The 25,565-nt window shown below is 39.8% G+C and carries 18 protein-coding genes; 9 read left to right on the top strand and 9 right to left on the bottom strand.

Annotated elements, in window-relative coordinates:
• The first annotated feature begins 9 nt into the window (after positions 1-9).
• Complete coding sequence (locus B1F84_RS17075) at positions 10-2,472, top strand: prolyl oligopeptidase family serine peptidase (RefSeq protein WP_131692190.1); 2,463 nt, start codon at positions 10-12, stop codon at positions 2,470-2,472.
• 195 nt (positions 2,473-2,667) lie between these two features.
• Positions 2,668-3,285 carry a LysE family translocator gene (locus B1F84_RS17070; RefSeq protein WP_131692189.1) on the top strand — a complete coding sequence of 206 codons (618 nt, stop codon included), beginning with the start codon at positions 2,668-2,670 and terminating at the stop codon, positions 3,283-3,285.
• 73 nt (positions 3,286-3,358) lie between these two features.
• Here B1F84_RS17070 and uvrA read toward each other — a convergent pair whose 3' ends face one another.
• Positions 3,359-5,920, bottom strand: a complete 2,562-nt coding sequence (uvrA, locus tag B1F84_RS17065; protein WP_131692188.1) for an excinuclease ABC subunit UvrA — start codon at positions 5,918-5,920, stop codon at positions 3,359-3,361.
• Between the two features lie 497 nt (positions 5,921-6,417).
• On the opposite strand from uvrA, the gene B1F84_RS17060 reads away from it, so the two are divergent.
• The 4 genes from B1F84_RS17060 (at position 6,418) to B1F84_RS17045 (ending at position 10,204) form a co-directional block, all read left to right on the top strand.
• Positions 6,418-7,272 (top strand): PA4780 family RIO1-like protein kinase, encoded by an 855-nt coding sequence (locus tag B1F84_RS17060; RefSeq protein ID WP_131692187.1) that lies wholly within the window; start codon positions 6,418-6,420, stop codon positions 7,270-7,272.
• Between the two features lie 506 nt (positions 7,273-7,778).
• Positions 7,779-8,495, top strand: coding sequence for a hypothetical protein (locus B1F84_RS17055; protein ID WP_131692186.1), 717 nt, complete (start codon positions 7,779-7,781; stop codon positions 8,493-8,495).
• Positions 8,492-9,118 carry a hypothetical protein gene (locus tag B1F84_RS17050; protein WP_131692185.1) on the top strand — a complete coding sequence of 209 codons (627 nt, stop codon included), beginning with the start codon at positions 8,492-8,494 and terminating at the stop codon, positions 9,116-9,118. Before B1F84_RS17055 ends, B1F84_RS17050 begins: the two co-directional genes overlap by 4 nt.
• Positions 9,119-9,130: 12 nt before the next feature.
• Positions 9,131-10,204, top strand: a complete 1,074-nt coding sequence (locus tag B1F84_RS17045; RefSeq protein WP_131692184.1) for an MBL fold metallo-hydrolase — start codon at positions 9,131-9,133, stop codon at positions 10,202-10,204.
• 600 nt (positions 10,205-10,804) lie between these two features.
• Here the strand turns inward: B1F84_RS17045 and B1F84_RS17040 are convergent.
• The 5 genes from B1F84_RS17040 to B1F84_RS17020 form a co-directional block, all read right to left on the bottom strand.
• The gene (locus B1F84_RS17040) at positions 10,805-12,394 is read right to left on the bottom strand and encodes a sulfotransferase (protein WP_131692183.1); all 1,590 of its coding nucleotides are present in this window, start codon (positions 12,392-12,394) and stop codon (positions 10,805-10,807) included.
• A 110-nt stretch (positions 12,395-12,504) separates the two neighbouring features.
• A complete protein-coding gene (locus tag B1F84_RS17035) occupies positions 12,505-14,919 on the bottom strand; it encodes a TonB-dependent receptor (RefSeq protein ID WP_131692182.1) in 2,415 nt (804 codons plus the stop codon).
• Between the two features lie 352 nt (positions 14,920-15,271).
• Positions 15,272-16,138: a DMT family transporter gene (locus B1F84_RS17030; protein WP_131692181.1), complete on the bottom strand. Its 867-nt coding sequence runs from the start codon at positions 16,136-16,138 to the stop codon at positions 15,272-15,274.
• A 177-nt stretch (positions 16,139-16,315) separates the two neighbouring features.
• A complete protein-coding gene (locus B1F84_RS17025) occupies positions 16,316-17,311 on the bottom strand; it encodes a Gfo/Idh/MocA family oxidoreductase (RefSeq protein ID WP_131692180.1) in 996 nt (331 codons plus the stop codon).
• A gap of 35 nt (positions 17,312-17,346) precedes the next feature.
• The gene (locus B1F84_RS17020) at positions 17,347-18,348 is read right to left on the bottom strand and encodes an AraC family transcriptional regulator (RefSeq protein WP_131692179.1); all 1,002 of its coding nucleotides are present in this window, start codon (positions 18,346-18,348) and stop codon (positions 17,347-17,349) included.
• A gap of 88 nt (positions 18,349-18,436) precedes the next feature.
• Between B1F84_RS17020 and B1F84_RS17015 the strand changes: the two genes are divergently transcribed.
• Complete coding sequence (locus B1F84_RS17015; RefSeq protein ID WP_131692178.1) at positions 18,437-20,035, top strand: GMC family oxidoreductase N-terminal domain-containing protein; 1,599 nt, start codon at positions 18,437-18,439, stop codon at positions 20,033-20,035.
• On the opposite strand, the gene B1F84_RS17010 is transcribed toward B1F84_RS17015, so the two are convergent.
• The 3 genes from B1F84_RS17010 to B1F84_RS17000 form a co-directional block, all read right to left on the bottom strand.
• Entirely contained in the window at positions 20,027-20,836 is an 810-nt protein-coding gene (locus B1F84_RS17010) for a class I SAM-dependent methyltransferase (protein ID WP_131692177.1), read from the bottom strand. The two genes, B1F84_RS17015 and B1F84_RS17010, sit on opposite strands and share 9 nt — an antisense overlap.
• 2 nt (positions 20,837-20,838) lie before the next feature.
• Positions 20,839-21,231, bottom strand: a complete 393-nt coding sequence (locus B1F84_RS17005; protein ID WP_131692176.1) for a hypothetical protein — start codon at positions 21,229-21,231, stop codon at positions 20,839-20,841.
• Positions 21,232-21,298: 67 nt separating this feature from the next.
• Positions 21,299-21,718 (bottom strand): DUF3429 domain-containing protein, encoded by a 420-nt coding sequence (locus B1F84_RS17000; RefSeq protein WP_010389229.1) that lies wholly within the window; start codon positions 21,716-21,718, stop codon positions 21,299-21,301.
• Between the two features lie 214 nt (positions 21,719-21,932).
• Between B1F84_RS17000 and B1F84_RS16995 the strand changes: the two genes are divergently transcribed.
• Together B1F84_RS16995 and B1F84_RS16990 are read left to right on the top strand one after the other, a co-directional pair.
• Positions 21,933-23,201 (top strand): extracellular solute-binding protein, encoded by a 1,269-nt coding sequence (locus B1F84_RS16995; protein ID WP_131692175.1) that lies wholly within the window; start codon positions 21,933-21,935, stop codon positions 23,199-23,201.
• A gap of 9 nt (positions 23,202-23,210) precedes the next feature.
• The gene (locus B1F84_RS16990; RefSeq protein ID WP_131692174.1) at positions 23,211-25,466 is read left to right on the top strand and encodes an ATP-binding protein; all 2,256 of its coding nucleotides are present in this window, start codon (positions 23,211-23,213) and stop codon (positions 25,464-25,466) included.
• Positions 25,467-25,565: the final 99 nt, after the last annotated feature.

Here is a 25,565-nt window from a genome sequence, read left to right as displayed (position 1 = left end):
GGATAAAACATGAATGCTTTTAGGCTGTTAATTGCCTTTGTTGGCTGTATTGTTTTGCTACCTGCAAGCTATGCAGAGCAAGGATATCAAACTCCTTCCCCAGAACTGGCTGCATTAGTCGATGCTAAGTTAGCCCCTACTAGCTCTTTATCAAACGATGGCCAGTGGTTGGCTTTGTTTGAACGTAAAAGAGTGGTCTCGTTAGATGAGCTTGCAAAAGAAGAACTTAAATTAGCGGGTATTAAGTTAAACCCTGCTAACTTTTCTCGCTCACGGGTAAGTGCAAAGTACAGTGCTTTAGAGCTTAAGCATGTACAAAGTGGTACGGTGGTTAACGTAAATAACTTGCCGCAGGGTATTATTCGTTCCCCTCGTTGGTCTGCAAATAGCGAGTACTTAGCGTTTATTGTGGAACAGCCAGAAAATGCACGACTTTGGATTTACAATGTTAAAAGTAAACAAGCAAAGCAGTTAAGTGAGTATCCACTTAATTCTACTTTAACAAGTACCCCTTATGAGTGGTTACCCGATAGCACAGCGATTGTGGCTAATTTAGCGGTTAACTTAGACAAACCAAGATTAACCAATGATACTCAAAGCACAGTACCGGTTATTCAACAAAGTACCGGTGAAAAAGCCCCAGCGCGCACTTATCAAAACTTATTAACTAGTCCGTTTGATGAAGCGCAATTTAAGTTTTACGGACAAGGGCAGCTAGCCTATATCACCTTAGATGGTAAAGCGCAGAAGATTGGCGACGCCGGTTTATTTAAATCGTTTTCAATCTCTCCTGATTCTACTAATTTATTGGTTGCTACAATAGACGAGCCATTTTCGTATCAAGTACCTTACAGCCGCTTTGCAACCACATGGGAAATATGGGGGATGCGTGGTTTTGCATTAGTCGAGCTGGCAAAGCAACCCCTTGCCGACAACATTCCACAAGGGTATGACAGTGTTCGCACTGGACGGCGTAATTTTGAGTGGCGTGCCGATCAGGGCGCAGAGGTTATTTGGGCCGAAGCGCAAGATGGCGGCGATATGAAAACTGAGGTTGAGCACCATGACTACCTTTATAGTTTACGTGCACCGTTTAAACGCGAACCTAAATTATTTGCAAAGGTAGAGCGCCGTTTTGCGGGTATAGAGTGGGGTAATGACAACATTGCCATGCTAAGTGATTGGCGCTTTAGTGACAGACAAGTACGTACTTATGTTATTCAACCCCGTAATGCCGATAGCAACCGTGTGCTGTTTTCAGAGCGTAGTTACAATGATGCTTACAAAGATCCTGGCAGTACCATATATGAGCGTAACGATTTAGGTTCGCGTGTTATAAAAGTGGTAGGCGGACGTTACATTTACCTTCGTGGTGATGGTGCATCTGAGCAAGGGAATATTCCATTTTTAGATCAATACGATGTAAAAACAAACAGCACTAAACGACTATGGCAATCGGCTGCACCTTACTATGAGCGGGTGCGTGCTTTATTAGACGATGAAGGTAAACGTATTATTACTATTCGTGAATCTAAAACGCAGCAGCCTAACTTTTTTATTCGTGATTTAGATAGAGATACGTTAACGCAACTGACTCAGTTTGAGCATCCGTATCCAGCATTTAAAGGGGTGACTAAAGAGCAATTACGTTACACCCGCGATGACGGTGTTGAACTATCGGGTACGCTTTATTTACCGCCAGGGTATGATAAAACACAAGGGCCTTTACCTGTATTGATGTGGGCATACCCACTTGAATATAAAGATAAAGCGGTTGCCTCACAGGTGCGCGAATCAGAATACGAATTTACCTACATTGGTTATTGGGGGCCAATGCCTTATTTAGCTAAAGGAATTGCAGTATTTGACGATCCTAAAATGCCGATTGTAGGTGTTGATGGCAGTGAGCCAAATGATCACTTTAGAAAACAGCTGGTTTCTAGCGCCAAAGCAGCGGTTGATGTACTGGTTGAAAAGGGCATTGCCGATAAAGACAATATTGCCATTGCAGGGCACTCTTACGGTGCATTCATGGTGGCTAACTTATTAGCGCATAGCGACTTATTTAAGGCTGGTATTGCCCGCAGTGGTGCGTATAACCGCACATTAACACCGTTTGGTTTTCAGGGTGAAGAGCGTGACTTTTGGCAAGCACAAAGTGTGTATGCAAACATGTCACCGTTTTTCCATGCTGAAAAAATTAACGAACCAATGTTAATGATCCACGGTCAAGAGGACCCTAATTCGGGCACTTTCCCGATGCAAAGTGAGCGTATGTACGCAGCGCTTAAAGGCCTAGGTAAAGAAGCGCGGTTAGTGATGCTTCCTTACGAAGCCCATGGCTACCGAGCCCGTAAAAGTCTATTACATGTGCTATGGGAGCAAGAGCAGTGGCTTGATAAGTATTTGCTTTTAGATAAAGAAGCAGATACTGAAACCACCGAAACGGTTGCAGACGTAAACGTAAATTAATGTGCTAAGAGTTTCGAGCTCGAGGTTCGGGTTTCGAGGTGCGGCAGCGCGAAATACTGCGCTGCTAACTCGGGCTAAGCTCGTTGCCCTTAACCCGACCCTCGATGCTGTTATTTCTAATTTACCGATAGCTATTTTTCCTTTACCCTTTCATTCAAAATTAACACTACTTTTTTAACCTATTGCGAGCTTTAAATGATTGATGTAGCTGCACTTGCGGTATTTATTCCTACCTTCTTTTTTGTGTCTATTACGCCGGGTATGTGCATGACACTGGCCATGACTTTAGGTATGAGTATAGGTGTGCGCCGAACTTTATGGATGATGATTGGCGAGCTATTAGGTGTCGCCAGTGTTGCGGTAGCCGCAGTGTTAGGTGTTGCCAGTGTAATGCTTAATTACCCCAGCGCATTTGATATTTTAAAATGGCTAGGTGGCGCTTATTTAATCTACATTGGCATTAATATGTGGCGTGCAAAAGGAAAAATGTCGGTTGATACGCATAACACAACAGCCGTGAGCCGATATTCATTATTTTCACAGGGGTTTGTAACCGCCATTGCCAATCCAAAGGGATGGGCGTTTATGATTTCCTTATTACCTCCTTTTATTAACGTGCAATACAGTGTTGCGCCGCAATTAGCGGTGCTGGTGGCCATTATTTTACTCTCAGAGTTTATCTGTATGATGATTTATGCAACAGGTGGCAAAAGCCTGCGGCTATTTTTAACCAAAGGCAATAATATTAAGTGGATGAATCGTATTGCGGGGAGTTTAATGGTGCTAGTGGGAGTTTGGTTAGCTTTGGGTTAAAAAAGAGCCCGAGGCTCTTTTTTTATTTGGCGCATATAAAACTGCTAACCTTTTAATCTGAGTATGCGTGACTTTACAGCGCTTTTAAAAAAGGCGCAGTACGGCTTTTTGTAGATTGCGCGACCTCGTTTGGTTTACCTTGTGCAACTATTGCCCCGCCTTCATCGCCGGCTCCTGGACCAATATCAATAACCCAATCACTGTTACTAGCAACTTGCATATCGTGCTCAACCATAATGACGGTGTTGCCAGCATCAACTAAGCCATTTAACTGCGCCATTAGCATATCTACATCTTTTGGGTGTAGGCCTGTGGTTGGTTCATCTAAAATATAAAGTGTATCCCCGCGCTGAGTACGCTGTAGTTCAGTGGCAAGTTTAATACGTTGGGCTTCGCCGCCCGAAAGCTCAGTAGCAGGTTGGCCTAAACGTAAATAGCCAAGACTTACTTGTAGCAGCGCATTTAGCGCGCGCAAAATAATAGGTTCGTCGGCAAAAAATGTATGCGCTGATTCAACGGTTAAATTAAGCACATCGGCAATAGTTTTATCTTTATAGGTAATGTCGAGTGTTTTTTGGTTGTAACGCTTGGCGTTACATACAGGACAAGGCGAATACACGCTAGGCAAAAATAACAGCTCCACGCTTACAAAGCCTACGCCTTCGCAATTTTCGCATCGACCCTTTTTAACGTTAAACGAAAAGCGACCGGCATCGTACTTACGCGCTTTTGCCTCTTTGGTATTGGCAAACAGTTTACGTACGTGATCAAATAAGCCCGTGTAAGTTGCAAGGTTTGAACGAGGTGTGCGGCCAATGGCTTTTTGATCAACCGTTACCAGGCGCTTTATGTGTTCAATGCCGTGAGTTATTTGCCCGCCAGTTGTTATATCGAGCTCTTGCTCGAGTAGCTCGGCTTCATCTGTAGGTATTTGTGGCTGCGATTTTTGCCCTAGTGCATCGTAAACCAATTCAACAAGCGCTTGGCTTACTAAGCTTGATTTACCTGAGCCTGATACCCCTGTAACACTTGTAATAACCCCAAGCGGAAATTCTACATTAAGTTTTTGTAAGTTATTACGCTCAACATTTTTAAGCGTTAGCCATGCTTTTGCTGGGCGTTGTTTACTTTGTATTTGAGCTTGCTGAGATTCGTCATTTTTAAATAAATACTGGCTCGTGTGTGAGTTACTAATTTGCTTTAAGCCTGCAACAGGGCCGCTATAAACAATATTACCGCCACGGGAGCCCGCATTTGGTCCTACATCAACCACCCAATCGGCATGGCGAATAACACTTACGTCGTGCTCAACCACAAACACTGAGTTACCAGCGGCAATTAGCTCATCTAGTGCGGCTAATAAGGCTTGTGTATCGGCAGGGTGTAAGCCTGCTGAGGGTTCGTCTAGCACATACACTACACCAAATAATTTTGATCGAATTTGCGTTGCAAGCCTTAAGCGTTGTAATTCACCAGGCGATAACGATGGGGTGGTTCGTTCAAGCGATAAATACCCTAAACCAAGTTTGGTGAGTGCTTCAACGCGTTTAAGAATGTCGCCTGCTATACGCTTTGCAACTATGGCTTTTTCGGGGTTTGCAGCGTTACTTTTAGCGGGATTATTAGCAGCAAACCTTAGCTTATCTGCCAGCTCATTGAGTGTTAGCTGCGAAATTTCGCCTATATCAAGACCAGCTACTTTAACCGATAACGACTCTTTTTTGAGTTTTTTTCCTTCGCACTGCGGGCACTGTGATATTTGCATATACTGCGATACGCGCTTTTTAGTACGTGGGCTTTGAGTGCTCGTAAAAGACTGTAAAACAAAACGTTTAGCACTTGTAAATGTACCCATGTAGCTAGGGCTTTCTTCATTTTTAATTGCCTCTTGTGTTTGCTCAAGTGTGTACTCAGGAAACACGGGCACTGTAGGTGTTTCGTCGGTAAATAAAATCCAATCACGGGCTTTTTTAGGCAGGGTATTCCACGGTTTATTAATATCGTAGCCTAAAGAAGTAAGAATACGGCTTAGGTTTTTACCTTGCCAAGCCGGCGGCCATGCTGCAATGGCGCGCTCTTTAATTGATTTAGTGGGATCGGGCACTAGCAGCTCTTCGGTTACGTTAAAAACGCGGCCAATACCATGGCACTCTGTGCAGGCGCCTTGAGGCGTATTGGGCGAAAACGCATCGGCGTACAGTATGCCTTGCCCTTTGGGGTATTCGCCTGCGCGTGAGTAAAGCATTCGCAGCGCGTTAGATATAGTGGTTACACTACCCACCGATGAACGTACCGAGGGTGCACCACGCTGTTGTTGTAATGCTACCGCTGGTGGCAGTCCTTCAATTGAATCTACATCAGGCTCGTCTACCTGATCAATTAATCTGCGTGCATAAGGTGAAACCGAGTCAAGATAACGATGTTGCGATTCGGCAAATAATGTTCCAAAGGCGAGCGATGATTTACCCGAGCCCGATATACCGGTAAACACCACAAGTGAATTACGAGGCAGGTTTACATCCACATCTTTTAAGTTATGAACACGTGCGCCTCTTACTTGAATGCTGTGCTCTGGGTTTAATAAGGCCGATTGTACATTATTAACCTCATGTGACTTTTTAGGTGTGGTTGCCATGTAATATATACTCCTGTGTAATAATCCTGTGTTTATTAATGTTCTATAAAGTATTAATAATAATGCAGTCTTACTGAATGAGCGCTTAGCTATATGCTAGTTTTGCGTTTACATAACAGAAAAACTGCTAGTATAAACTTTAACCAAAGACAATAATATTAATTGACTGAAGCGTATTGCGGGGAGTTAAATGATGTAGGTAGAAGTTTGGTTAGGTTGGAATAAGTTAACAATTTTAGTTATGTATTTATTGTTTTTTTTATTTGTTAGCATTTTTATGCTGTTTTAATTAAATATGGGCTCAATAATACTTAAAAAGCAAAAAAGGCGGTTGGCTTTTTCTGTGTAGTCGCTTATTCTAGCTGCGTAATTTAGTCATTAAATGTAACTTTAAAGTTTACTAATAATTTATAATTTTCTTCAATCCCCAAAGGTATGCCTCGTTTGAACCACATAGCAAAACAAAAAGCCAACCCTGTATTTTTAGTAGGTGTTGTTTGAAAATACCTAAACGCTTACAGCCATTAGTTGATGATGGTTTTATTGATGAAGTGATCAGCCGTTTAATGAGCGGTAAAGAGGCCGATGTGTTTGTAGTCGCCTGTGGCGATGAGATTCGCTGCGCTAAGGTTTACAAAGAGGCCAGTAAGCGCAGTTTTAAAAAGGCAGCACAGTACCAAGAAGGGCGAAAAGTACGTGGTGGCCGCCAAGCCCGTGCTATGGGTAAACGTTCAAGCTATGGCCGCCAATTAGAAGAAGAAATTTGGCAAAATGCCGAGGTTGACGCACTCTCGCGTTTATCCTCAGCAGGTGTTCGCGTACCGCAAACTTACGGCTGCATTGACGGTGTTTTGTTAATGGAACTTGTAAGTGATGATGAAGGCGATGTTGCACCACAACTTGGCGCGGTTGATTTAACTGAGCAACAAGCCATTGAGCAACATACATCAATGATGCACTACATTAAACTCATGCTGTGCGCTGGGATTATTCACGGTGATTTATCGGAGTTTAATGTACTTGTAGATAGTAACGGCCCGGTAATTATTGATTTACCTCAAGCGGTTAACGCCTCTGCTAATAATAGCGCCGAAGCCATGTTTACCCGCGATGTAAATAACATGCGCCGCTATTATGGCCAATTTGCACCGGCGTTATTACACACGCAATACGCCAAAGAAATGTGGGCATTGTTTGCAGATGCTAACTTAACCCCGCACTCAAAACTCAGTGGCGAATTTGAAGACGACAGCGAAGCTGCAGATGTAGACTCAGTACTTGACGAAATTCAAGCCGCCTTTGATGAAGAGCAAGAACGTAAAGAACGCATTCGCGACGCCGATGAGCAATAACCATTAATTTACATGCTGAGTTTTGACTATTAGATCAAAACCTAGAAGGCAAGTAAGGGCGAGGAGAGGTCAGTTAAGAGTTTTAATGTCTGAAGTCAAAATTTGACCCTATCAGCTCATCACTATAGTACCGCGGTTACTTACCAGATACTGGCCCTTTGGCAGAATGCAATATTTCATATCACAACAACGTAATGATTACACTTTGGGGGAAAGTAAATCTTCAGATGTCTAGTTTGTGCATCGATATAAATTGTCGGCAAAGGAGAGTCAAGTTATGTATAGAGAACTAAAAAACAAAACTAAAGAAAAATGGATAATTATCTGAACGATCTATAATCCTATTTAATAGAGTTAGTTGGGGATATATCAAAATCAAAGATCGGCTCCAAATTTTGAAATTCTTTAGAATTGGAAACTACCTAATTTGTTGACTATTATATAGATTCAATTTAATGTAGAGTCTCTCGAGAATTTATATAAATTTAAATTAAGGGTTCTGTTCGATGAGTGTTTCATACAAGGTTAGAGATACTAATTTTTCTGTAGTGTTGATTGGAAAATTTAACAATTTACATCATCTGCCTGACAACCTACTTCAAATGGGGCTCATTAATGAAAATGATAAAGAAAATACTGACGTAGAATATGTATCACCAGCTGAATTACAGATTTCTCTTCCTTGGGGTAACTTAAGAACAGAACCTACACGTAATACACAAAATAGACTTTCAATTTTTTTAACTGATTTAAGCTCAATAACTTTATTTAGAGATTTTGTTTTTTCATTACTGGACTATAACGATACCGCTAACCCTACCATTATGGGAATAAATTATAAATCTTGGATTACTCATCAAACACAAGAAGAATGGAACAATTTTGGTGATGCTTTAACACCTAAATCACAATGGTTAGATCTATTTGGTAAAGAAGATTCTCGGGCAGGAATGACAAATATTTCTATGCGTATTGAATCAGCACTCGAGCCTGTAATTGAAAATGTCGAAGAACAACCACAGTTAAACATTTCTATCCTCCCGGTTAGAGGAACAAAAGATAAGGATTATGAATTTTGTACCGAGTGTATCTTAAATTATCACTTTCCTTTAGGTAAAAGCGGTTCAATGGAAAATGCAAAAATAACTATTGAGAAATATTTTGATGAGATATTTAAATTGGGTCCTCAAAATATAAAAGGAATTGTGGAGAGCTTTTCATGAATAATCTTGCTATATGTACAGATTCTATAGATACCCCTCTAGATAAAACTTCTTTTTCATCTACAGATAATAAGCCTGTAAATGAAAAGCTATTATCCAAATCACTTAGCCCAACAATTTCATTTAAAAAATATAATAAAGATATATGTAATAATCTCACCCAAATATCTTCAAAGTTTAATTTACAATATGAATTAGGAAGCATTACTTTAGATGCTATTGATGATATTCATGAATCTAATGAAGAAACAAGTTTTGAATTAAATAAACAACAAGTTGTAGAAGATTTAGAGAGTGAATTTTTTTGTACTATCGACAGTGTTGATGAAGTCAATAAAGAGTTGTGCGCATCGGTTTATGATATTGAAGAAAATATGCAAGTTATGACAATAACCGTTCCTTTCTCAAATTTTTTAAATTCCGAAGTAAGCAAAATAATTCCAAATGCAGGTTTCTACTGGCGGATCGGAACTAGAACGACCTACAAAAACTTAAATAACAAGTTGGTACCTCATTCTGAAAACTTTTCAGATTTTAGGATGCGTTTGACTTACGTTTCGCCCAGAGCCTTAAAAGGCCGATTAGAAAATAACTTCCAAAAGTATTCAAATATTTTCGTTTAATTGCGGTGAAAAATGCCAGACATAAATGTAGTTGTATTTGGCCGTGGTAACGGAGAATCAATTTTAGTTGAATTAGAGCAAGATAATTGGATGGTCGTTGATAGTTTTATTAACGTTAAAACTAAAAAACCAGCTGCAATTAGTTATTTAGAATCAATTGGTTTAGATCCTAGCCTTGTATTGAAGAGAATCGTCATAACTCACTTTCATGAAGATCATATAAAAGGAATGTCTTCTATAATCGAGTCAGCTTCACCAGATGCAAAGGTTTATATGCCAGATGCATTAACTACAAATGAAGCATTAAATTATTATTCTTCTTTAGAAATTATTAATGGTTTTGATATTAAGTCTATGACTTCTGAGATTCAGAAAGTTTTTAAATTGATGAAAAAATCAGAACGGCTTATTATTCGTTTAAACCAAGATAAAGTCATTTTCAAAAATGAAAATCATATAATCTCAGCATTATCTCCTTCTGATTATGACTCTATTAAATCAACTGAGATGTTTACAAAAAAAATTATAAAATCTGTTGAAAATAAAAGAACCTTAGCGCAGTCCGCAAGTAAAGATTTCCCAAACCACTTTTGTATTGCAATCAATATAGAAAACCTCAATAGTAAGAAGAGCATTTTACTAGGTGCAGATTTAGAAATTACTCTTGATAAAAGAGGTGGTTGGGATTCGGCAATAAATACACACCTCGCGCCTAAAAAAAGGTCAATTGATTTATTTAAAGTTCCTCATCATGGTTCAAAGACTGCATTTCATAAAGAAACTTGGGAGTGCTATACATCTTCAAATTTCATTGCATTAATTACAACTTTTGGAAGTAGCTCACTCCCAAGAGAAGAATCTATCAAGATCTATAAAACTTATACTGAAACTGTCTTATGCGCAACTAAACCTAAATACAGTACAAAAAAAGTTTTATCCCCTAAAGCATCAAAAATAGTTAATAAGAAAACTCCTGATGTAAAAGTACTAGATGTTATGCCTTTGGAGTCTTTTGGCTTTATTCATAGTACCCACAGCTCTCAACAAGTTAAGTACCAACTTTATGGGGATGCATTAAAATTATAGAATTATACAATCAATCATTATTGTCATTGTTTTCAAAAGTACTTACCATGACAAACTGTCAAACTTGACAGTATCGTTAGGCTAGAGGGGGCAAATCTTGACTTCAGACATTACAACACCTGATCGTCTACAAATAGCACTCAACCGAACTCCGTAAAAAAGCGAAAATCGTTCATTCAGCGTAATTGGCTCTCGCTAAACAAAAGAGGTCAAATCTTGACTTCATACATCAAAGTTTACCAATGACCGCACTTTGCAGACAATCGATAATACAAAACGCTTATGTTAATTGAGACGCTCATATTCAACTTAACTTATAGTCGAAATTAGTGTGTTGATTTAACGCGCTTAATTCGGTTTAATATCAGGCAATAAATATGCTTAGTAATGCAGGGACGACTTAGGGCAGCGCATTTTATTAACGTGGCCTAATTAGGGCATTAAAACCTTCCCTTTATAAACTAAAGCCCATTGTATGAATAGTTCCCATGTAGTGGCATAGTTAATTATTATATCAACCCGCTTGATCAGAGTTCGTGAATCCATCCGGTAACTTTCAAATTAATCACACTGAACTATCCGTCCACGTAACAATTGTTGTTATTTAATTAAACCTATAACTCCTTCATTAACTAAATGAGTCTGCGCTTCATCTGTATGGGGCTTAAAATTCTTCCAGCGGCCTATGGCTTTGTTGTTAAGCGGTTGGCGCACTTGCATTTTGCTAGCGGTTGAAACCGGTGCGGTGTTTAAATGAAAATCAAGGCACTGTGGTTGCCAGTCTAAGTCGCAATAGCTCACTAACTCTTTTATCTTTTGCTCTGGTGCGGCGATGAGTTCTTCGTATTTTACTAGTTTAATATTGCTGTGCAGGGTGCTGAAGTGCTGCATCAGTTTATAAAAGCGGCTGTAAAATTTAGCTGTGTCGAGTAAGTCTAAGGAGTAAGCATAATACGGGTTGTTAATAGTAAATAGCTGGCGATAGTTACCAATACAGGTGTCCATGGGGTCGCGAAGTAGACAAATTATTTTGGCGTTTGGCAGGGCTTTGGTAATTAAATCGATATAAAAAAAGTTAAACGGTAGTTTATCAATAAAGTGTTTATGGCTGCCGGTTACAACACGCGTTGCTTCAAGGTAAGTGCTGCCAAGTTTTGCAAAATCAAGCTGGTAAGCTTGGCTTAAAGTGTCTATATCGAGTACTTGAGGCGTGGGTGTTTGGCTGAGTTTTTTTACACTTAGGCCAAAGTCTTGCAGTTCGCCTGCTGATTGTACGTCGCTGTGGCTTGATAAAATGCGCTCAACTAATGTGGTGCCAGAGCGCGGCATGCCTAATACAAAAATTGGCTCACTGCTTTGGTTGCCAGCTGTTTGTTGGTTTTTGTACTTATCACTGAGCTGTTTAATATGTGCAAATAAAGCCTCAGACGCTTGGTTATCAAACGCCTTATTAGCGAGTTTTGCTGCTTTACCATGTTGTAACGCGGCAAAGGCTGCTGAAAACTCTCCTAAGTCTTGATATTCTTTTGCGAGCGCATGACCTATATGCAGTTTAGCGTCGGGATGATTGACCTGTTCGAATACATTTTTTAATCGCGCTATGTGGTTATTATGTTCGGTGACTTTAGTTAAATCGGCTAAGGCAAAATGACTTTGATGATGAAGCGGGTTCAGTGCAATGGCATTTTCAAACGCTTGCTGTGCTTTATCAAACTGGCCTAAAAATTTAGCACACACCCCATAGTTATAATAAAACTGCGGCTGACGAGTATTACTCGCCTCAGCTAAACTTAATGCGCATATAAAGTAATCAGCTGCTTGTTGATGTAAACCCGCTTGGGTGAGCGCGACGCCTAATGTATCGGCATCAAGTGCTTTACTAATATGTTCAATCTTAACGCTGAGGGCGATGTTTTTTGCTTTTTGTAAATCGCCGGTAAGGGCGTAACACTTGGCAAGTTGCGCTGTATATTCAATAGACTTAGTAAAGCTTAATGCTTTTTCAATTAGCTTTATCGCTTTGTAAATTTGGCCAACCTTTAAATTAACCATAGCGAGTAAAAAGTAGCCATCAGCAAAGTCTGGTTTTTGTGTAACCAGCTCAACCAGTGCTTTATGCGCTTGCTGAATATTGCCTTGGTTTAAGTTGTTGATAGCGCTTTGGTGTAGTTGCTTTAAGTTTGGCTGCATGAATACTCTTATAAATAATGTGCTTACAAATAAAAAGGCTCAAAATTAATTTGAGCCTCTTGATTGTACTTAAACTTTTCGTTTAATTACATCTCAAACTTGTCGCTTAATTATATTTCAAACTTATAGTTAAATTTAATGCCAACAGTAAGTGGGCGATTAATAAAGTAACCATAGTTACGTTGTATGTCTGCGCCATTGGCTGTTGTAATATCCGCATCTGAACGACGAACAGAAGTAACCGCATATTTATTAAATAGGTTATCTACATATAAAGTAGTCGACCACGCATCGGCGGTTAATTTAGCTGAAATATTACTTAAGCTATAACCTGGGAGTGCTTCACCGTTGTCACGTAGGCCTACTTTTGAAATTACATCACTTTGTGCAGTTAAACCGTAGTTAATATCAAGGGTTTTATCATTTAAAACGTCTGTTTGGTAGTTAATCCCCATAGAGAACTGGTGCTCAGGTGAGCCCGGTAAACGGTCGCCATCTTTTGCGCCATCAGTGCCATCGGCATTAAATAAATACGGAGCGTCTGAGGTTAGCTCTGCTTTTGTATAGGCATAAGTTGCATAGGCAGTAAACGAGTCTGATAAAATTGCACGCGTGGCAATTTCAATCCCTTTCGCATTAGCGCTACCTGCATTTGACAGGTACGGTAATTGGCCTACTGTTGTTGCACCGGCAATCTGTGCGTTGTCCCAATCTACATTGAATAGCGCAGCATTAAAGTGCAGCTGGCTTCTCATCCAGGTACTTTTGAAGCCTAGCTCATAGTTGGTGGTAGTATCTGCCTCATACAACATTTCATCAGGTGTACCACAGCCTGTTTGTTGATCCTCAGGTAGAGGGGTTGGGCAAGGCACTAAGCCATTTGAGCCACCAATTCTAAAGCCTTCACTAATGGTTGCATACGCCATCACTGAATCTGTGAATTGGTATTTAGCATTAAATTTGAACAGATTACCGTTGTCACCAGCTTCGTTCTCTTCAAAGTTAACTGAAACTTCATCAGGTGCAGCACCTTCATACAAGGTATTTGCTAATGGGAAATCAAAAGCCGCTTTTGATTCTACGTCGTATTCGTAAAAACGCGCGCCAATGGTAATGTCGAGTTTATCGGTTACTTGGTAACCCACTTCACCAAAAAGTGCAGATTCAGTTACTTTGCTGCCAGTAATTTCTAAATACTCTAAAGAGTCTGGTCTTAGCTGTGCGCCACCAAAATTATCAACGGCGAACTGATCAAAGCCTGGTGTGTACTCTCGGCTTGATGCATCAGTGTCGGTTTTGTTGTAAAAACCACCAACAATCCAGCTTAGGTCGCTATCGCTTTGTGAGACCAAACGTAGCTCTTGAGTGAAGGTATCGACTTCGTCTAACTCACGGGTAAATGCTGAAAACGAAGGAAACTCCTCGTAGCCATAGTCTAAACGAATTAAAAGGTCAGTTTGGTCGCGTTGACCATCGGCTTCAAAGTGTGAAATACCGGTAGCTGATACCAGCTCGGCAAAACCTAAGTCGGCTTTAAGTTCAAGGCTCAGTAATTGATCTTCTTTTTCCCGTGGCTCTTCAAAACGGTACGCTGACTCGTATTTGCCGATGCGATCATTTAAACCATTATTTTCGTTAAGGCTATTGTGATGAACAATTGAGCGGCCTTCGGTGTCTTGCTTTTGGTAGAAGTAGTTTAATGTGCCTTCGAATGATTCATTTGCTTTGTAACGCAATGAAATACGCCCAGTTGTGGTGGTTTCACCGTTGGCGTCTTTTACATTTTTAAGATTGCTGTTTACTGCATCAAGGTTTGTCCAATCAGGGTCGGTAATCGACACACCAGGTTCACGAACGGTGTAAGCGTAGTCAATAAACCCAGGATCTTCATAAATATTTAAGCTGGTACGAACCGCCAGTTTGTCTTCAATTAATGGTAAGTTGAAGATAAAACCCGCTTCACCACCGATTGAATCACTTTCTTGAGTTTGAAAAACATCACCAAATACTTCACCTGAGGTGAAATCAAGCTCTGGCTCTTTAAGCATGTAACGAATAGCGCCACCAAGTGTGCCTGCGCCATACAATGTGCCTTGTGGCCCAATAAGCACTTCCACACGCTCTACATCAACAAGACGCATATCTACCGATACTGGAATTTCGTTAATGTAAGTGGCTACCGTGCCGCCATCTGATGAAGGGCCTGATGAATTTGTATTTAATCCACGAACTATAATAGGTGAGCCAGAGCGACCACCTTGATCAGTAATTGTTAAACCTGGCACCCAACGCGCTACATCGGCTAATTCGCTGATATTTTGGTCTTTCATTACATCGGCATCAAGCGCAGTAATATTAAGAGGCGCAGCCTGAATAGAGCCACTTCGGCGTGTTGCTGTAACCTCAATAACTTCAAGCGATTTATTTTTTTCAATAATTTGCTCTTGTGCTGTTGCATTACCGCTAAATAATACACCGCTCAGTGCGCTTGATACAGCCAAGGTTAACAGGCTTGGTTTAAACATAAAAATTGATCCCAGTTAGATTTAGTACGTTAATAAATGAGCGCTAATAATATCAGGGAGTTTTGTTGATGGAAATAAAAATATGAATTTTAATTCACTTTTTTAGAATAAAAATTAGGTTGCGGGTTTTTACTTAAATTTAAAGTTTAAATAAAACAAAGTGTTTGTATAAATAATGCACACAAAAAGTTAATGCTTATTGTTATAAGTACAATAGCTAGTTATATAAAGACGTTATAATTCAAAGTTAGGTGAGGCGTAGGCTTAAACGCAATAAGAGAGAGCTGTAAAATGCAGAGAGTGGCACTGCGCCATGATAGCTCATGACGCAATTAAAAAAGTTCAACAGACCCTAAGTCGCGGGCTGCTTTTTACCATTAGACATGGAACTGCCTACCGAGGCTATAATTACCAGCAAAATAGCCAGCCACTGCCAAATACTGAGCAGTTCTCCTAAAATAATGAGTCCGGCTAGTGCTGCAATAGCAGGTTCAAGACTCATCATAATGCTAAACCCTTGCGGCGACATATTACGCAGCGTGATCATTTCTAAAGTATAAGGTAGGGCGCTCGAAAGTACGGCGATAGCAATGCCTAATGGAATAATATCCCAAGTAAATGCGGCGCTTTGTGAAATACCACCATAAGGCACAAGCACGATGGCTGAAATGGTCATGCCCATCGCAACCGTTGCGCCACCAGAGCTTTGGCTGCCTGTTTTTTTACCAAATAAAATATAACCAGCCCAACAGGCACCCGCCGCAAGTGCGAGCACTACACCGACTGGATCAAGGCTATCTTGGCCTTTCATATCAGGTAAGAGTAATAAAATACCCGCTACCGCACAGGCTACCCAAAATAAGTCACGTTTTCTGCGAGAAGAAAACAACGCAACAGCTAATGGGCCGGTAAACTCAAGCGCAACCCCAATACCCAATGGGATACGTTCTATCGCGTAATAAAATAGAATATTCATGCCGCCTAAACTTAAGCCATAAATTAATATGGGTAAGCGTTGGCTAGCAACGGGGAAGTGTTTCCACGGTTTAAAAATCAAACACAAAATAGCGGCCGAAAATCCCAAACGTAAGGCGGTTGTGCCCTCAGGCCCAACAATAGGAAAAAGCTGTTTAGCCAGTGACGCGCCTGACTGAATCGTCATCATTGCTAGCAATATGCATAAAATAGCCAGTAATAGCTCTTTGGTTGATTTTTGCATGGATGTCCTTAAAGATTGCGATGAATTTTGGCGGCATGTTACCTGCTTTTGATCTTAGAGGTAAGTCAAATTTTGTGATCTTTTTAAGCTTAATTCAAAATAGCAGTGTTTAGTAAAGGGTGCTCAAAGGCCAAGCGATAAAATACGCTTATCGCTTAGCCGATAGTTTTTGTTTTATTAAGAGGATAAATCTGCTGGGTAAACAACACCAAGTTGTGCGCGTGCGGTGTCAAGTACTTGCATTACATCGACAGAAAGCTGATGAGTATTAACGCTAGACTCCCCCTGATTTTGCTCAATGGTATTGATAAAGTTCTCGAGTTCGTACTTCATAAAGTGCTCGTCAAATTCCGTGCTAATAAGCTCTTTATGACCATTGTTAGCAATAAACTCTACTTTTTTAAGCTGCGACACGGCTTCAATTCTAATTCGACCTAATTCCCCCTGAATTTCAGTGATATTTTCGCCTTGTGAAATTTTCGAATAGCTGATCACCGCTTGTCTGTCGGGATAATTTAAAAGCACATCGCCTGCACCATCCACACCACTTTCAAGTAATACGCCGCTGGCGTGCACAGAGCGTGGTGCTCCCCATAATGCAATAACGAGATAAAGTGGGTAAATACCCAAATCTAGTAAGGCACCATTAGCAAATTCAGGTAAAAAGGTATTAGGGCGCTCACCATTTTTATACTTGTCGTAACGTGATGAATACTGACTAAATTGACCAATAAACTTACGTGGTGTGCCTATTTTTTTTAGGGCAGCTTGTAAGTGCGCAAAATTAGGTAAGTGCGTTGTCATCATCGCTTCCATGTAAAGGCGCTGATGCTGCTTTGCCGCAGTTAAAATAGCCGCAAGTTGCCTGCTATTAGCCGCTGAGGGCTTTTCGCCTAATACGTGTTTGCCCGCTTTTAAACACTGTATTGCATATGCACTGTGCAGGCTATTGGGCGCCGCTATATAAACTACGTCTACTTGTTCATCTTGGCACACAGCATCAATAGAGGTAAAAATTTTAGCATCGGTATTTGTTGGATGATTAGCTAAAAAGCGATCACCGCTGCTTATTTGGCGAGAGCAAATACCGTATAAATTAAAATTGCTGAGAGTATTAGCCGCTGCCAATAACGTGTCGCTAATAAAATTAGTACCTACAATTACAAAATTCATGAATAGCCTTTGCTGTTTTTAAACAAGGGCGCAGTTTAACAATGTTTGGCTCTAAATGCGCGGGCAGAGCAATTAAACCAACGTTTAATGCTAGTACATAACGTAGCTTGCTCCTGATAACCTAAAAGCTCTGAAATTTGAGTCACCGACAATTGGTTTTGTAATAAATAGTGCTCACATAATGCGCGGCGAGTGGCGTCTTTGAGCTTTACAAAACTGGTATCGTGTTTTTTAAGTTCTCGGTGCAAGGTGCGAGGGTGAATATTAAGCGCAGCGGCAATAGTATTATTAGCGCTTTGAAATATCGGCAGCATAATGCGAATAAGCGCGCTTACCTGAGTGGGTAAAGATTGGCTATAAGCATTATTTTCAGCTAAAAAGTTAAGTGCTGCTTGGGTTTTATGTTGCTTAGTTATGTTAAGTGTTAAATCTAAGTCTTGTTTGGCAATTAAAACACCGGCGCTATTTCTGTGAGTAATAACCTTACACCCAAAATGCGGGTGGTAGGTCTGCTTATTTGCGCCTAGGGTATGAGGTAAAAATACACTTTGTGGCTTACAGCGGCCATTACTCATATTTTTTAAGGTAGCTATGGCCAATGCAATGGTGAGCTCTATTACCTGGTTTATTGCTGGTAATGGCCTGAGATTTATAGCGAATGATAAAAACACGTGTTTATTATCATCAAGTGGATGAGTGGTTAAATTAAGCGCTGGCGTATGCAAGTGTAAATATTTTATCACCCAATCTAGCGCCTCGGCTAAATTAGTGCCTGTTTGAGCGGCTATTGCAATATGGCCCAAAATATCAAAGCTTTGCAGACTTGCTAGTTTTAACCCAAAATTTGGACAGTTTAGTGTATTCGCGCAATGCTCTAATAGCTGTGCATACGCGCGGTAAGTAAGGGTCTCTTGCTCTAGTTTATTAAAGTCCACATTAATGGCGCACTGCTGCATTATGGCAGCGAAATCTCCCCCAAGTTCTGCAATTAAATGGTCTATTCCTTGTAAAGAGGTGGCTCTAATTAAGCGGCTCATAAAATATACTTTTGCGTGATGATGTCTAAAAATAACAAGTTTTTATTCGATGTTCCATGCAAACTGGTTTTTTAATTGGAGAATAAGTATGCATATCACTACATTTGATTACATTGTTGTTGGCGCAGGCAGTGCAGGCTGCGTTATCGCATCGCGATTATCTGAAAATAAAAATGTGAGTGTGTGCTTAATTGAAGCGGGCGGCAGTGATAAAGGTGCAATGGTTCAAATGCCTGCAGGGGTTGCTGCTAGTGTGCCTTATGGCATTAATAGCTGGCATTACAATACGGTACCTCAAAAAGAGCTTAATAACCGCTGCGGATTTATGCCTCGTGGCAAAGTGCTTGGCGGTTCAAGTTCCATTAATGCCATGGTTTATATTCGAGGTAATAAGCACGATTATAATAGTTGGGCTGCACTGGGCAATGAGGGCTGGGACTATGAGAGTTTATTGCCTTATTTTATTAAAGCTGAAAATAATAAAACCTTTACTGAAAGTGATGTACACGGGGTTGATGGTCCTTTGCATGTGCAGGATTTAAGCCAGCCAAGCCCAGTAAATCAGCTGTTTTTAAACGCCTGCGAACAACAAGGTGTACCGCACAATGCCGATATAAACGCAGGGCAGCAAGTGGGAGCAAGGTTATCGCAAGTGACTCAACATCAAGGGGAGCGTTGTAGCGCAGCAAAAGCGTATATAACCCCCCATTTAAACCGAAAAAACCTAACTGTGCTTAGCAAAGTACACGTTAATAAAGTGCTTTTTTGCGATAAAACCGCAACCGGAGTCTCTGTTTCTATAAACAATAAGGCCGTTGTATTGCATGCAAAAAAAGAGGTGGTTTTAAGTGCAGGCGCAATTAACTCTCCGCAAATTTTAATGCTATCGGGGGTTGGCCCTAAAGAGCAACTAAAGCAGCATAATATTGAAATAGTAAACGAGCTTTCTGGTGTAGGAGAGAACCTTCACGATCACTTAACCGTTGTACCATTGTATAAAGCTAAATACAGTAAAGGCACATTTGGTATAAGTGCGAGTGGTGCGCTTAATATTGCAAAAGGATGCGTTGATTGGTTTGTAAAACGTGAAGGGCAGCTTACTAGTAATTTTGCAGAATCACATGCCTTTATAAAGCTATTTTCCGATTCAAAAGTACCCGACGTACAGCTTGAATTTGTAATTGGGCTGGTGGATGACCATAGCCGTAAACTGCACCTAGGCCATGGTTATAGTATTCACTGTAGTATTATGCACCCTAAAAGCCGTGGCACGATTCGATTAGCCGATGCCAACCCTTTGAGTGCACCACTTATTGATCCTAATTATTTAAGCCACCCCGATGATTTAAACGTGATGTTAGCGGGGCTTAAAAAAACACTGCAGATTATGCAAAGTGAAGCATTTTATGTAATTAGAGGTAATATGGTTTACCCGCTAGATGTTAACAATAATGAGCAGCTTATTGAGTATATTAGGCAAACGGCCGAGACTGAATATCACCCTGTAGGCACTTGTAAAATGGGGCAAGATCCCATGGCGGTAGTGAATAGCCAACTACAAGTACATGGCGTGAAAAATTTGCGTGTGGTTGATGCCTCAATTATGCCGCATATAATTACCGGCAACACCAATGCCTGTGTGATAGCCATTGCCGAAAAAGTAGCTGACTTAATTAAGCTAGCTTGACTTATAAAACGCTGTTAACCATTGCTGCCAGTCTTGCTCTAGTTTGATCATTTGCAGGTGTTTTTTAGCAGCAAAATGCTTGCTTTTATCCTCGTAAGCTAAAAACGGCCCTACACGACATAGCGAGCAATAATTATCGGATAAGTAAGCAGGCAAAGTTAACAAGCTAGCTAGTTCAGGTAAGGGTTTTTCACTAAATACATAGGTAATGCCGCTGGTGTCTTTAACGTGTTTATCACGGTCAACATTGCGAATTTTATAACCACTAAAGTGACTAATATCAAATGGCATTTGCCCTTGATATTGTGCGTTTAAATGGGTATTTAAACTGCCTTCAATATTCCATTCTCGATAAGGTTTAACATCTTTTGAAGTGATGAAACATAGCCCTGCGCCTTGCGGGTTTAAAGCAAACTCATTAGCATATTTTATAAATTGATGCAGTAATGCGCGGTTAAGTACGTTCATGCTGGTATGGCGAGTATTGTGTTCAAATGCATCACGACCAACAAACGCAGGAATAAGCGGAAATTGAAAAATAACCACATCAAAACTATGTAAATGCTGGCCAAGCGTTTGCCAACATTGTGGGTTGGTTACATCAAAGCTATTAAGTACTTCTACCTTTTGCGACTTTAAAGCATTGAGCGCATTGTCTGGGTATTTTTGCTCAATAGTTGATTGCTCGTCGTAAGTGGATGCCACTAACTTTTTTGGCTTAATATGACGATAAAGCGCATTTGAAAACGATAAGTCGCCATCACCTACCGTGAGTATGTTCCAGTTTGGATTTAAATACATAGTTAGCGTTTAGTTGTATTTGGGTTTTCGGGCTCATCAGTTTGCTTAGGTGTTTGATGCAACCTATACATAGCTAAACGTGTTTTTAAACCCTCAATAGCAACCTGTTTTAAAATTAGGTTAAAGGTAATCAAAATAGCAAAAACAATATGGATAGGACCATGGGTAAATCCTGCGTCAGGATCAAATATAGATAAACCAAACAATACAAACAACACAACCATTAGTATTTCAATGAGTTGATTTGAATAAAAAGAAAGACGTCCTTCGCTTTTATGATCTTTTTTTATGCTTATGGCACAAAAAAAAGGGATCACTTTAATTTTAAAAGCGGCGTTTTTTTCTACAAAATTCTCACCAAGGTCAGTAAGCTGTTGGCGCAATTGGTCTATCATGGGGTGTCCTCTCAATACAGTGCGCGGATGTTACCCTATTACAGACCAATGGTTAAGTAATGGCAGACTATTTAGGGTAAATACTCATACCAATAATTAAGATATGACACACAAACACCACAGATGTGAGCACAAAGCGCATTTTTTGGTAATCTTTGTGATAACCCTGCCAATGAATCGACGCTTTTTCGAAAATCAGTACCAACCAAAAACTCGCGCCTAACCAAGCAAGCATCCACTCAATCGGCAAAAATGATAAAAACGGTATAGGAATGACCGGCAGCACAGCTTTAATTGCATCGGCAAAGCTTTGTTGCCCTGCATGCCATAAATTACCCGCCATAAAAGCTAAAATAGCGATGCTGTAAAAACTAAAAAACTCTAAATTGACACTGTTACTGCCAAACATCAATGGCCAACCCACACAGCCTAAAAACGGCAGCAAGCCCAAATAGCCTAATTGAATGTGATTAACAAATTTTTCCATGGGTAAGCGCCTCAATCGAGTAGGTAATTCAACACTGCTAGTGTAACAAGGATAGATAGAGTTATCTCAAAAAATTTATATAATGCTTAAACGACTATGTTATTTATGACGATCACTCATTATATTAAAATAGTGGTTTTTTAAGCGCTAAGTTAGTGATTTTTTTATATTATTACCTATACTCATTATTAGTATCAGTAAATGGATGATTAGTATGGCTAATAATGTCACTCGACGTAAATTTTTAAGTACATTAGCGGTCGGTGCTGCGACCTCTGCTGTCGCATTTAAAGCGCCGTATGTGTTTGCAAAAAAACCGGTTACGCTCAGAGTCATGGGCACGCATGTAACTTTACAAGAAGAGCTTAGGGTCCGTGCCATGCAAGAGCTCGGTATTAATATTGAATTTACCCCTATGGGGAGTGCGGCCGTTTTACAAAAAGCAGCCGCCAATCCCTCTTCATTTGATTTATATGAACAATGGTCTGACTCAATTAATATATTGTGGCAAGCCAATGCTATTCAACCAATTGAAGTAGAAAGACTAAAATATTGGCAGGAAATAAATCCACTAACCAAAACCGGCAAGTTAGTTCCGAAAGCAAAACTAGGCGCAGGCGATGCGCCCAATAAAATTTTATATGTTCAACAAGATGGCTCACTTGGAAGCCAGGCCACAGATCAAATAAGTTTTATGCCTTATGTTCACAATGTAGATTCATTTGGCTATAACACTAATTTTATACCTAAGGGCGTGGCTTACGAGACTGAATCCTGGGGCTGGTTACTTGAAGAGAGCAACAAAGGTCATGTAGGTTTGGTGAATGCCCCCACCATAGGCATTTTTGATGCCGCATTGGCAGCCCAGGCTCAAGGGCTGATGACATTTAATAATATTGCCAATATGAGTGTTGCAGAAATAGACAAACTGTTTGCAATTTTAATTAATAAAAAGCAAGCAGGGCATTTTTCTGGGTTTTGGACATCGGTGCCACAATCTGTTGAGTTTATGCTTAAAAAGCGCGTGCATATTCAAAGCATATTTTCACCGGGGGTGACTGCATGTAGAGCCCAAGGTTTACCAGTAGTTAATGCATCTCCTAAAGAAGGGTATCGAGCATGGCATGGGGTAATGTGTCTCTCTGCTAATACGGTAGGGCACGTAAAAGACGCCGCTTATGAATATATGAACTGGTGGTTATCGGGCTGGCCTGGTGCATTTATTTCAAAGCAGGGTTATTACATTTCTAATCCAGAACGTAGCAAAGAAATAATTACCACCCCCGAATGGGATTATTGGTACGATGGCAAAGAAGCGACTCAACCACTAGCGGGTACCGATGGCAAAAATATAATTATGCCAGGGCAAATTCGCGATGGCGGCAGCTATGAAAAGCGCTTTTCTAATATTGCGGTGTGGAATACAGTGATGGATAACTACGATTACAGTTTAGATAAATGGTTTGAACTACTAAACGCATAAGGGAATTGAATGCTAAAACAGTTAATTGGTTCTTTATCTATTAAAGTATTATCTTCGTTGGCTATTTTTATTTTAATACAAATAATAGTTTACGTTGTTATTAATGAGCGAACCGACAAAATAGAGCAAGCCAGTAAAAATGTATTGAACATTAATGGGCTGTCAGTTGTTGTATTTGAAATTAACAAAGATATTTTACAGATTCAGCGAGATATTTCTGTTTATGGTGTGTCGGGTAGCGAGGTTATTTTTGATAAAATAAAAAGCACTCATCAAAGTATTCAAGCGCGGTTAATTGAAGCACAACAGCGAATCCAGCAACCCGAGATTAAAAATTCATTAAACGCCATGCAATCATTGGTTTTAAATTATGGCAAAAGTATCGATAGTCTTAAAAAACGATATGATGAAAAGTCTAAAATTATTGAGCAACAGCTACCAAATACCTACGAATTAGCATTGACCACCTTAGCTAGCAGGGATGGAGAAACGGCCAGGCTGGACAAGGACTTATTATTTTTTCAGCTAAAGGATCATTGGCATCATCTGTACCGCAATTCAATCCTGTTTTTAACTCAACGTGATTACGCCAAACGTAGCCAAGTAAAACAGCGGCTAAAATTAATTAAACAATTAACCAACAGTGGCGCTACAAACAAAATGATTGGCCAAAACAAGGTCGAGCAACTAAATAGTTTAACAACTAAATTCGAGTCTTTATTTGCTCAGGCCATTCAAGCCAATAGAAATTATTTAACCTTAAGCAATATTGTTATTGCCGGTGATTCGGTTGAATTTTCAGCACTTGCCAAAAAATTGCAAGAAGATGCATTGTTGTTGCTTAGTGATATTTCGCAAACCAGTCAAGAGAGCATTAATGCCGCGCAAACTGTTATTCAAGTGTCGTTATTTTTGTCTGTTACCTTGTTTATTCTTTTTGCTTTATTTTTTCACTTTCATATTATTAAAGCGATTAACAGACTCACCGTTAGTTTTAGATCATTTTTAAATGGTGATTTCTCAGCAAACATAGCTGATATTAACCGTGAAGATGAAATAGGATTTTTAGCCCAAGCAGCAAATAAATTTAGAGTGCTAAACGAGCGCCTAGTTGAAGCAAAAAAAGCGGCAGAGGAAACATCCCGAATCAAATCTGAATTTTTAGCTAATATGAGCCATGAAATACGCACTCCCATGAACGGTATTTTAGGCATGGTACAGCTAGTGAGTAATACCGAACTCGATGCTAAACAAAAGCGCATGATTGAGGTTATTAGCTCTTCAGGTAAGAGTTTATTGGTTATTCTTAATGACATTCTCGATTTAAGTAAGCTCGATGCCGATAAAATGCTACTAGAAAACAGAGAGTTTAAATTAAGTGCTTTATTGTATGAGCTGGAACAAATTTTTAAATCGCAAGCCGACCATAAAAATATAGAGTTTAAAATAGTAAAAGAAAAAGTAGATTCTGTTGATTTGGTACAGGGCGACGAAACCCGTTTAAAACAAGTGCTAATGAACTTATTGGGGAATGCATTTAAGTTTACAGAGCTTGGAAAAGTAACTTTGTCTGTTGATCTAAAAGAGAAAAATAACAATGAGGTGGTGTTACTATTTAGCGTTATCGATAGTGGTATAGGTATTTCACAACACAGTATAAAAACGTTATTTGATGCTTTTACCCAAGCAGACACTTCAACAACACGTCGTTTTGGTGGTACAGGACTTGGATTAACTATTTCTAGTAAAATATTAAACTTAATGGGCAGTAATTTACAAGTAGAAAGTGAATTGGATAAGGGTTCGAGATTTTATTTTCAGCTAAGGCTTAATATTCCCATTGCAAATACAAACGTTAAACAACAAGCACAATTACCCGATGTAACTATTAAAAATAAAGATGTGCAGGTATTAATTGCCGAAGATAATCCGGTAAATCAAATCGTGCTAGAAAGCTTTTTAAAAGCAATGGGTATTAAACATATTACCGTGGCAGATAATGGTGAAATAGCGCTTGAGCTATGTACTAAACAACAATTTGATTTAATTATGATGGATATTCAAATGCCGGTAATGGGCGGGCTTTTGGCAACTAAATATATTAGGGAACTAGCCAATTACCACGATGTGCCCATTATTGCCGTTACTGCAAACATCACTGAAAAAGACGAGCCTGAGTACGTGGCAGCGGGTATAACTAACACTATAAACAAGCCTATAGAATTCAATAGTTTAAAAGTTATAATTGACCAGTATAGCGAGTAAGAATAAATATCCTATGTGCTTTTATATTTTTTGGTGGTATTGGTTAGCAATACACTCAAAAATTAAAAGCGCCTTTAGGCGCTTTTAACTTTAATTAGC

Origin of the sequence: Pseudoalteromonas sp. DL-6, assembly GCF_004328665.1 — a bacterium.
Classification (GTDB): Bacteria; Pseudomonadota; Gammaproteobacteria; order Enterobacterales; family Alteromonadaceae; genus Pseudoalteromonas.
This window is presented reverse-complemented; position numbering and strand designations above follow the sequence as displayed.